Below are 9,644 nucleotides of genomic sequence, written 5' to 3'. Positions count from 1 at the left end.
CCCCCCTCCCGTCCCGTTCCTCGATCTGAAGGCGCAGCAATCGCGTATTGCCACCGACCTCCGCCGCCGGCTGGATGCGGTGCTGGAGCACTGCCAGTTCATCCTCGGCCCCGAGGTGCGGGAACTGGAGGCCGAACTGGCGAAATTCTGCGGCGCGCGGCACTGCGTCAGCGTCAGTTCCGGCACCGATGCCTTGCAGATCGCCCTGATGGCCGAGGGCATCGGCCGCGGCGACGCGGTGTTCCTGCCGGCGTTCACCTACACCGCCACCGCCGAAGTGCCGCTGCTGCTGGGTGCCACGCCGGTATTCGTCGACGTCGATCCGCGCACCTTCCAGATCGACCCGGCGCACCTGGCGCAGCGGATCGAGCAGGTCCGCGCCGCCGGCAGGCTGACGCCGCGCGCGGTCATCGGCGTGGACCTGTTCGGCCAGCCCGCCGACTGGCCCGCCCTGACGCACCTCGCCCGGCGCAACAATCTGTTCCTGCTGGACGACCTGGCGCAGAGCTTCGGCGCCAGGCTGCACGGCCATCCGGTGGGCAGCGAGGCGGATGCGACGGCGACCAGCTTCTTTCCCTCCAAGCCGCTGGGCGCCTATGGCGACGGCGGCGCGCTGTTCACCGAAAGCGCGGACCGGGCCGATCTCTACCGCAGCCTGCGCACGCACGGCGAGGGCAAGACCCGCTACGAGGTGCTGCGCACCGGCATGAACGGCCGCCTCGATTCGATCCAGGCCGCGGTGCTGCTGGCCAAGCTGGCGGTGTTCCCGGCGGAACTCCACGCACGCGAGCGCATTGCCCAGACCTATGACCAGCGGTTGGGCACCGCGGTGGTCACGCCGCAGCGCGTCGCCGACAGCACCAGCGCCTGGGCGATCTATGCGATCCTGCTGGCGGACGAGGCGGCCCGCGACCGGGTGCAGGCGTCTCTGCGCGACGATGGCGTGCCGACGGCGATCTACTACCCCCGCCCGCTGCACCACCAGCCGGCCTACCAGGCGCAGCACGACGGGACGCCTCTGCCGGTGTCGGAGGACCTGTCGCGCCGCATCCTGGCCCTGCCGATCCATCCGGACCTGACGGACCAGGCGGTGGACCGGGTCTGCGCCGGGGTTTTGCGCGCGGTCTCCTGATCCGCTGCGGCACCGGGATCGGCAGCGCCCGCGGTCCGCGGTATGCTGTGGCATGCGACAGCCGGACAGACTCGCCGACCTTGTGGTGGAACTGCTCGACCCGCTTGGGCCGGTGTCGGCGCGGCGGATGTTCGGCGGCGTCGGACTGTTCCATCGTGGCCTGATGTTCGGCCTGATCGTCCGCGACGAACTGTTCCTGAAAGCCGGCGCGGCCAATCTGGCGGCGTTTGAAGCCGCGGGCGAGGCGGCGTTCAGCTACGAGACCCGGACCGGCACCCATACGCTCCGGTCGTACTGGCGCTGCCCGCCGGATCTGCTGGACGACGGCGAGACGTTCCGTGACTGGGCGCGCAAGGCGATCGAAGCGGCAACGGAGGCGTCCCGCGCCAAACCAAAGGCGCCACGCAGGCGCGCGACTGGGCCTTGAACCCAATCGGCGTTGAGATTGTCCGTTGCCTCCCCGTCATGGCCGGGCGTATCCCTATCAGGTTCACAGATCATGGAAACAATTCCGCAGTAGCGTCGATAAAAGACGGTTGGACGCGCCGTCGCCCGATCTGGTGCTCCGATTGTATCGTAATGAGCCGCAAAAACCCGACTTTGAAGACCATCGGACGATCGTTCGCACGATGTGTGAATTTGGTAGGGCGTATCCCCATGCGTATCAGGATGGTGAAGGATTTGGCGGCCTGGTCCGTTGCCCCTCCGTCATGGCCGGGCGGCAGTCCCGGCCATCTGCGCTTCGACGGCGGGGGGGGGTAGATGGCCGGAACACGCCCGGCCATGACGATAGAGAGACGACCCGACTCCGCCAGCCATTGCGTTACAGTCAAGGCCCGCTGGCACGGGAGGTCAGCTTTTCGGCGCCCCCTGGCCGGCGCGGCTATGAGTAATTCGTCCCACGGCCTGTCACGCGCCACGCCTCCGGCTACATCGGGCTGTCGCCCGGTCCATCGGCCGTGCCCCAATCCGCAGGCACCGCGCCGTCGTGATGAACAAGGGACACCAGCGTTGCCTCGAAATCCCTGATGAACCGACCGGTGTCGCCGATCGTCCGCCGCCAGGCCCGCTGCCCAAACAGCGCCTTGAATCGCGCATGGTCAGCCGGCTCCCTGGCCAGCCGGACAGCGGTCTCGACATACCGGGCGAGGCTGGTGGCAACGCCCGCCGATGCGCCGATGGCAAGCAGCAGGCTCGTGGCCATGCGCGACGCATAGGATCGGCCGCACAGGGTCACCAGCGGCAGGCCCATGCGGATGGCATCGCTCGCCACCGTCCCCGCATTGTAGGGAAACGTATCCAGGAACAAATCCGCCACCCCCAGCCGGCTGAGATACAGATCCGGATCGGCGCGCTCGGAGAAGATCAGGCGTTCCCCGGCGATGCCGGCGCGGTCCGCCGCCGCAAGCAGGTTCCGCTGCGAATACGGATTGTCCGCCAGCAGCCACAGCACGGACCGGTCAACCTGGCGCAGGATCGACGTCCAGGCGGCGAACATGGGCTCGGTGATCTTGTAGTGCCCGGAAAAGCAGCAGAACACGAACCGATCCACCGGCAGCCCAGCCTCGGCGCGCGACAGCCGGAAGCCGCGTGTCCGCTTGCCGTCGTTCGCCTGGAACACCCGGCCGATCGGCAGGGGTGTGGGCTGGTAGGCGACGGCGTGTTCCGGCGGGACGACCACGCCGTCGCACAGCATGGAGTCGAGCTCCGGCAGCGGCACCGGGCCGACGAAGCCCAGATAGGTGACCTGGATGGGCGCCGGCCGCCAGCGCAGGACGCCAAGGCGGCTGCCGTCGGTGATGCCGTTCAGGTCGACCAGCACGTCGATCTCGTCGTCGCGGATAAGCTGCGCCGCCTGCTCGTCGGGCAGCGTGCGGATCAGGCGGCACTGGTCGAACGCCGCCAGGACACGCCGTCGCAACGGCGTGCCGTCGTCGTGGCCGGCACAGTAGCCGAACACCTCGAAGCGGCCGCGGTCGTGGCGCTCGAACAGTTCGGTGACCAGGTAGCTCATGGCGTGGTTGCCGAAGTCGGAGGACAGGTAGCCGATCCTGGTCCGGGCATGGCCATAGGGCCGCGATGGCGCGAGGCGCCGGGGCGCCGGCCTGGTCTTCCGCGTCACCCAGGCGGCTGCGCCGTCGCGCTGCAGGTCGACGTCGTCGGTCAGCGCCAGGAGCCCGAGCGGGCTGCAGCCACGAACCAGGTCCTCGGGCGTTACGCCCGGAACATCCGGCGGCGCGGCCGGCCAGAGGCACATCTTCTGGCGGATATGAACCCAGTGATGGATAACATCCGCCTGCGCCGCATCGGTGGTCAGCACCCGGCGCAGGATGCTTTCCGCTTCCTCGAGCCGGCCAAGCCGTTCCAGCAGGCGGCCCTGCTGGATTTCCAGCGCCAGGCGCGCGGCCTCGGGTTGCTCCGCCGCCTGCCAGGTGGCCAGCGCCTGTTCCGGCTGGCCGAGCGCCTCCTGAAGCAGGCCGAGGTTGACCGCGGCACAATGCATGTCGGGCCGCAACGCCAGCGCGTTGGCGTAGGCGATGGCCGCTTGTGCAGGATTGCCCTCACGCGCGAGCAGGACGCCGAGACTGAACCAGGCCGCATGCAGCAGCGGCGACGTGGCGGCGTTCGCGGCGATCCACTGTTTGTGCAGGGAGATCTCGACCCCGGCGCCGGGATTCGGCCTGGAACGCTCGATCGCCGCCAGAACGGCCTCGAACGGCACATGCTGGAGACGCCGGCGGATGTCCCCCGCATACCATGGTGCCGCGACTCCCGATGCCAGGCCTGCCAGCAAGCCGTCGAGCCAGGCCGCGACGCTGCCATGCGCACCTGCGGGGCCTGTGCTCTGGATCGGGACGATCGCCGGCTTTGTCTGCAGACTTCCCATGCAGGGTGTCCGATTCAGGTGTTCGACCCGGCGGAGCCTAATCGCCAGGAGTTAAGAGTTTGTTAACGGTGCGATATGGCCTTCCGCGCAGGAGCAGCAGAACTGTTATCATTTCGTCATCGATCGGCTCATCCGGGCCGCCATGACGGCGGGGCGCGCCGTCGCCCTGTCTCAACCGATCTGCGGTCCGCTGTGGCGCTTATCAAAGGCACCCTGCCCTGCCGCTCGTGCCGCCGGAAAAATCCTGAACAGTGGCATGCGTCACATCATCGCTGCCGGGGCCTCGATAACGTCCGATCATCATCGAGGAACGGAGGGCGTGATGAAGATCCTGAAAGGCCTGTCCTTTGCCATTCCCGATCTGATCCTGGTCCAGGCCTGGTCGGAAGCGCATGCCATGCGCATGGTCGTTCGCCTGGATCATGGCTCGGACAATGAACAGTATGAGGAAGTCCTGGCTGTGTATCCCTTCGGCAGCCTCCCCTGCCGCTGGATCATCTGGCAGGAAGCCGGCGGGGTCTACGTGCAGCCGGTGAACGGGCGCAGCCAGCACTACGGCTCGGTTGTTGAAGCGCTCGAAGCCCTGACACCATCAAAGCCGATTGCCCAGACGCACATCCGGGCAACCCGCTGGCCCATCATTCCATAGCACCCGGGCGACCGCCTGACCTACGAGGTCAGCGGGCGCCCGGCGGTTGAGCCCTCTCCAACCGTGGCCGCCGCGTTCAGCCGGTAGCCGCCGGGCACCGTGACAAGAATGCAGAAGTCATCCGGATCGACCTCGATCTTCTGGCGCAGGCGATAGATATGGGTTTCCAGCGTATGCGTGGTTATGCCGGTATTGTAGCCCCAGACCTCGTTCAGCAGGACCTGGCGTGACGTGACGCGATCGCCCGCACGGTACAGGTATTTGAGGATCGCAACTTCCTTGCTGGTCAAGCGGATCCTCTGGTTCTTGTCGGCGCGCACCAGCAGTTTCGACGCCGGCCTGAAGGTGTACGGGCCGATGGTGAAGACGGCGTCCTCACTGCTGTCGAACGTACGAAGCTGAGCGTTCAGCCGCGCCATCAATTCGCTGGCCCGGAACGGCTTGCTGACATAGTCGTTCGCCCCCGAGTCCAGCCCGAGCACCACGTCTTCCTCGGTCGTCGCGCCGGTCAGCATGATGATCGGCATCCGGTGGCCCTGCCGGCGCACCCTGGCGCAGAAATCACGACCGTCGCCATCCGGCAGGTTGATGTCCAGGATGATGGAATCGAACCGCGAGTCAGCGTCGTCGAGATAGCGCGAGGCTTCGCCCAACGTTGCGGCTTCGACCGACTGGAACTCACCCGTCGCCGCGACGTGTTCCACCAGCATTTGTCGCACCGCTTCGTCATCCTCGACGATTAAAATAGGCCGTGCCGCCGACATGCCTGTTTTCCTTTGGTTGCAAGCAGACTTTGAACGATATGTTATCCGCATATCGCACTAAGTAAACACCCGCAAAGAAAATTCGCGCGATCTGGAGCAATTGAAACAAATTGCCGTGAAAGATGCTATTTCATGACTTGTCTAACAAATTCGTTAACAGCCGGTTAACGCACCTGCGCTTTTCGTTCGTCCCCGCCATAATGGCCCCTGGGAACCTGCCTCGTGCCGTACGACTTTGTGAAGATGCAGTCAGACGGAGACATAACATGAGCATCTTTGGTTCAATCATGGAAAAAATCTTCCACCCGGGCGCGGCCGGCACCACAACCGCCGGGGGCGACACCGCCGCGCCGGCACCGACCTCGACCAGCAGCCTTCCCACCGCGCCACCGCCAGGCGCCGTCGATGTCGGCCAGGTGCTGACACAGATGGCGTCGCAAAAGGGCGGCGGCGGCAACTGGCAGAGCTCGATCGTCGATCTTCTGAAACTGCTCGACCTTGATTCCAGCCTCGGAGCGCGGAAAGAACTCGGGAACGAACTGAACGTTCATGCCGGCGCGGACGGCACCGCCGAACAGAACATCGCATTGCATGCAGCCGTGATGCAGAAGCTGGCCGAGAACGGCGGCAAGGTGCCGGACAGCCTGCGACACCAGGGTTAGCCAGCGATCCATTCCCGGCGGCGCGGTCGGCACAGCCGCGCCGCGCTTCCACGATAATCACGGTCTTATGCCACCAAAGGGACCAGCGCGAGGTAGGTTCCCAGCAGCATGGCGATCAGCACAACAGCCTTGAGGTAAGCGAGCATGGCAAGCCTCCATTTCCATGACCCGACCATGCCCGCATGCGAGGTGGCTGGTCTGTGCCCTGAGGCACAGTTGGAAGCTAATTTTGCCCTGTGACCGATGCTGGGAGACGTCAAGGCATCATTGTGGCAGACCAGACCCGGTACGCATGGCTGCCACCGGTACCGGTCCTGACCGTGCCACCATCACCCGCGACAGGCGATCATAATCCCTGCACGGAAAAAGTATCGCACGCCCGTATGTTGCCGCTGCGCAGGCCGATGGTCAGCCAGCGCACCCGCTGCGCCGAGGACCCGTGCGTGAAGCTGTCCGGCACGACGTAGCCCTGCGATTGCCGCTGCAACCGGTCATCGCCGATGGCCGCCGCGGTGTTGACCGCCTGGCGCACATCCGAGTCATCGATGTTGGCATGCCGCCGGTTCATCCAGTTGGCCCAGACGCCGGCAAAGCAGTCCGCCATCAGTTCCGTCCGCACCGAAATCGCGTTGGCCGAGGCGCGGTCCATCGCCTGCGTCTGCGCCAGCACGCCCAGCAGGTTCTGGACATGGTGGCCGATCTCGTGGGCGATCACGTAGGCATAGGCGAAGTCGCCGCCGCCGCCCATGCGGCGCTGCATGTCCTGGAAGAACGACGTGTCCAGGTAGACCTTGCGGTCATCCGGGCAATAGAACGGCCCCATCGCCGAGCGCGCCAGGCCGCACGCCGAGCCGGTCGCGCCGGAAAACAGCACCAGGATCGGCTTCTGGTAGCGGCGGTTGGCCTGCGCGGGCAGGATCTGCGACCAGACATCCTCGGTCTCGCCAAGGACCTTCGCCACGAACAGCCCCATCCGGTCGTCCGGCGTGCCGACCGGCCCGCTTCTCTGCTGGCTGACCGGGGTGGTGCCACCGCCACCGGCGAGCATCTGCGCCCCGTTGATCAGGACCGCCGGATTGATGCCCAGCGCCCAGCCGATGAGCCCCAGGATGATGATCGTGCCGATGCCCAGCCCGCCACGGCCCAGGTTGACCCCGCCGCCCTGGCCGCGACGGTCGTCGATGTTGCTCGAGGGCCTGAGGTCGTCATCCTGCATCGCCAGTCTCCCGGATAGGCCGCGCGCCGGGTTGGCGGGCGGCGGCGCGCATAGCCACAATGGCACCCGGCTTCCGCAGGAAGACGGATGTATTCGACATGGAATGCAGCCTGTTCTTGTCCGGTTTGATGAGTCAAGACCGCGTGGGAGCCAATCCAGCTCAGGCTGGCTGCGGATGTGCCAGGAAGAACCGCAGTATTTCCCCGGTCGCGTCCGGCCCTTTCGGGTCGGTAAAGGAGCCGGCCGGGCTGCCGCCGGACCAGGCGTGGCCGGCGCCGTGGATGATCCACTGCTCGCTCACCGTCCGGCCGGCCGGGGTGGTCTTTACATGCAGGCTGTAGGCGTGGCCGCCAGGAACCCGGCCGCTGGTGGTGTGCGTCCTCACCGCCAGGCCGGCCGCCGCCTGCGCCACCACGGCGTCGCCGTTGCGCGGATTGACCGTCGTGTCGCGATCACCATGGAATACGATCGCCGGCACCGGATGCCGCGTCGTGCCGTGCCCAGCCGCTTGCGCCATGCCAGCGCTGCCGTGCTGCATCGCCATGAAGCCCGACCGCATATCGCGCGCCGCGCCGCAGGCGAGGCCGGAATGCACGCCGATGGCGGCAAACAGGTCGGGATAGGCATGGCCCAGCACCGCGGCCGCGGCGCCGCCGGCTGACAGGCCGGCAATATAGATGCGCCGCGGATCCACCGTGTACTGGTGCATGATTTCCCGGGTGATCCCGGCAATCAGCGACGGCTCGCCCGCGCCGCGCCGCTGCTCGGTGCTCTTGAACCAGTTCCAGCACTTCTGCCCGTTGGCCGCGCTGGTCTGCCCCGGGTAGGCAACGAGGCAGGTCTCGCCCTCGGCCGCCACGTTCATGCGCGTGCCGGCGGCGAAATCGTCGGGCGACTGGGTGCAGCCGTGCAGCATCACCACCAGTGGCACGGATTGTCCGCGGTATCCGCTCGGCACGAACAGCTTGTAGGGGCGGCTGCCGGCATGGTTGCTGAAGGTCTGGTCGAGGAATCGGCCGGCGTTTGCGCCGTCTGCCCCCGGTGATGCGGGAAGCGGCCGATCATGCAGTTGCGTGCCATGGAGCCAGTCGCCGGCACGCGCGAGCATGTCGTGCCATCCCTCGGACCCCGCCGGCGCGTGCCGCCCGAGCAGCCGCTGGATCAGCGCGGTCGCCTCGGTCACCTGGCCGGCCTTGGCCAGGCGGGCAGCTTCGAGCATCTCGTTCGGAAGTTTCTTCATCAGGGGACTTTCCAGGGCAGGACGATAGGGGCTCACCGCAGCCGATCGGCGAGGGCGGCGCGGACAGCGGGGCTGGCATGCAGCGCGCCGAGCACGGTGACGGAGGCAATGGCGGCGCGCGCCAGGTCCGCGGTCACGTCGTCGGCGATGACCGCCAGGCCCAGCACCTTGATGTCAAGCTTTTCCCCGGCATCGCGGAGCGCCTCCAGCTCGGCGCGGCTGTAGCGCCTCAGGCCCAGGTCGAGCACGTTGCGGGTAACGGACTGGCGGACGGCCTCGGCGTGGCGATCGATCTGGTTGCGGATCGCCGTGCGGATGAAATCCGTCCGGTTGGCATAGAAACCATCCCGCACCATCAGGTCGATATGACCGAGATCGACGTAGCCGAGGTTGATCGTGATCTTCTCGCTGTCCACCTCGCGCTGTCGCGGCCCTGGGGCTTTGTCGCCGGCTGAAACCATCTGTGTACCATCCATGTGGATGGTAGTTGGGATGCGCGAGCGAAATCGCAAGACCCGATCGGCCGAAGGCAGGACGGGACGGCGGGTTCCGCGCGGGATCCTGTCGGTTGGATTTCCGGGCGTTCACTTTCGCGAACCGGGGTTACGGAAACAGTTGGCGCGGCACCGGCACGCCTACATCTTGTATTAAAGTGACGACGCCAGGAGGATCGACCGGATGCCCAAGCGGGTATTCCCTGCCCTTGCCGCGCTAGGTCTCTTGTATTGCTGTCCCGCGCCGCTGCGCGCAGCGCCTCCGCCCTACGCCGATCCGGCGCTGGCACCCTGGTTCCGCAGCTTGCACCAGCCGAGAACCAACGAGTCGTGCTGCGACCGTTCGGATTGCCGGACGGTGCAGTACCGCATCGTCAACGGCCATTACCAGGCCTTCATCGGCGGCGAGTTCGCGCGGTGGCAGAACCCGCCGTTCGCCTGGGTGGACGTTCCGGAAGACGCCATCCTGCACCGCCACGATAATCCGACAGGCGAGGCCGTGGCCTGCTGGTCCGGACGAACCATCATCTGCTTCATTCAAGGCAACGGCGCCTGAGACCGGACGGTCGCCACGGCGCCCGTCGGCCTGCCTGACCGGAG

The 9,644-nt window shown here is 66.6% G+C and carries 10 protein-coding genes; 5 read left to right on the top strand and 5 right to left on the bottom strand.

Annotated features, from left to right (window positions below; translation table 11 throughout):
• Positions 1–1,132 (top strand): DegT/DnrJ/EryC1/StrS family aminotransferase (locus CCS01_RS08620; RefSeq protein WP_104518418.1); only part of this gene is annotated, 1,132 nt, incomplete at its 5' end.
• 52 nt (positions 1,133–1,184) lie between these two features.
• Positions 1,185–1,559, top strand: a complete 375-nt coding sequence (locus tag CCS01_RS08615) for a TfoX/Sxy family protein (RefSeq protein WP_104518417.1) — start codon at positions 1,185–1,187, stop codon at positions 1,557–1,559.
• 501 nt (positions 1,560–2,060) lie between these two features.
• On the opposite strand, the gene CCS01_RS08610 is transcribed toward CCS01_RS08615, so the two are convergent.
• Positions 2,061–4,019 carry an O-linked N-acetylglucosamine transferase, SPINDLY family protein gene (locus CCS01_RS08610; protein ID WP_104518416.1) on the bottom strand — a complete coding sequence of 653 codons (1,959 nt, stop codon included), beginning with the start codon at positions 4,017–4,019 and terminating at the stop codon, positions 2,061–2,063.
• A gap of 142 nt (positions 4,020–4,161) precedes the next feature.
• On the opposite strand from CCS01_RS08610, the gene CCS01_RS32615 reads away from it, so the two are divergent.
• On the top strand, positions 4,162–4,668 hold the full coding sequence (locus tag CCS01_RS32615; RefSeq protein WP_146101623.1) for a hypothetical protein: 507 nt from the start codon (positions 4,162–4,164) through the stop codon (positions 4,666–4,668).
• A gap of 20 nt (positions 4,669–4,688) precedes the next feature.
• Here the strand turns inward: CCS01_RS32615 and CCS01_RS08600 are convergent, their stop codons facing one another.
• Positions 4,689–5,432: a response regulator transcription factor gene (locus CCS01_RS08600; protein WP_104518414.1), complete on the bottom strand. Its 744-nt coding sequence runs from the start codon at positions 5,430–5,432 to the stop codon at positions 4,689–4,691.
• A gap of 266 nt (positions 5,433–5,698) precedes the next feature.
• Between CCS01_RS08600 and CCS01_RS08595 the strand changes: the two genes are divergently transcribed.
• A complete protein-coding gene (locus CCS01_RS08595) occupies positions 5,699–6,094 on the top strand; it encodes a DUF3597 domain-containing protein (protein ID WP_104518413.1) in 396 nt (131 codons plus the stop codon).
• A gap of 346 nt (positions 6,095–6,440) precedes the next feature.
• Here CCS01_RS08595 and ypfJ read toward each other — a convergent pair whose 3' ends face one another.
• From ypfJ to CCS01_RS08580, 3 genes are all read right to left on the bottom strand, one after another.
• Entirely contained in the window at positions 6,441–7,310 is an 870-nt protein-coding gene (ypfJ, locus tag CCS01_RS08590; RefSeq protein ID WP_104518412.1) for a KPN_02809 family neutral zinc metallopeptidase, read from the bottom strand.
• Between the two features lie 160 nt (positions 7,311–7,470).
• On the bottom strand, positions 7,471–8,550 hold the full coding sequence (locus CCS01_RS08585) for an extracellular catalytic domain type 1 short-chain-length polyhydroxyalkanoate depolymerase (RefSeq protein ID WP_104518411.1): 1,080 nt from the start codon (positions 8,548–8,550) through the stop codon (positions 7,471–7,473).
• 32 nt (positions 8,551–8,582) lie between these two features.
• A complete protein-coding gene (locus tag CCS01_RS08580; RefSeq protein WP_104518410.1) occupies positions 8,583–9,011 on the bottom strand; it encodes a CopG family transcriptional regulator in 429 nt (142 codons plus the stop codon).
• A 217-nt stretch (positions 9,012–9,228) separates the two neighbouring features.
• Between CCS01_RS08580 and CCS01_RS32610 the strand changes: the two genes are divergently transcribed.
• Complete coding sequence (locus CCS01_RS32610; RefSeq protein ID WP_146101622.1) at positions 9,229–9,600, top strand: hypothetical protein; 372 nt, start codon at positions 9,229–9,231, stop codon at positions 9,598–9,600.
• The last annotated feature ends 44 nt before the right edge of the window (positions 9,601–9,644 follow it).

The sequence above is a fragment of the Rhodopila globiformis genome (assembly GCF_002937115.1).
Classification (GTDB): Bacteria; Pseudomonadota; Alphaproteobacteria; order Acetobacterales; family Acetobacteraceae; genus Rhodopila; species Rhodopila globiformis.
The sequence above is the reverse complement of the archived record's forward strand: the minus strand, read 5'-3'. Positions and strand labels throughout refer to the sequence as shown.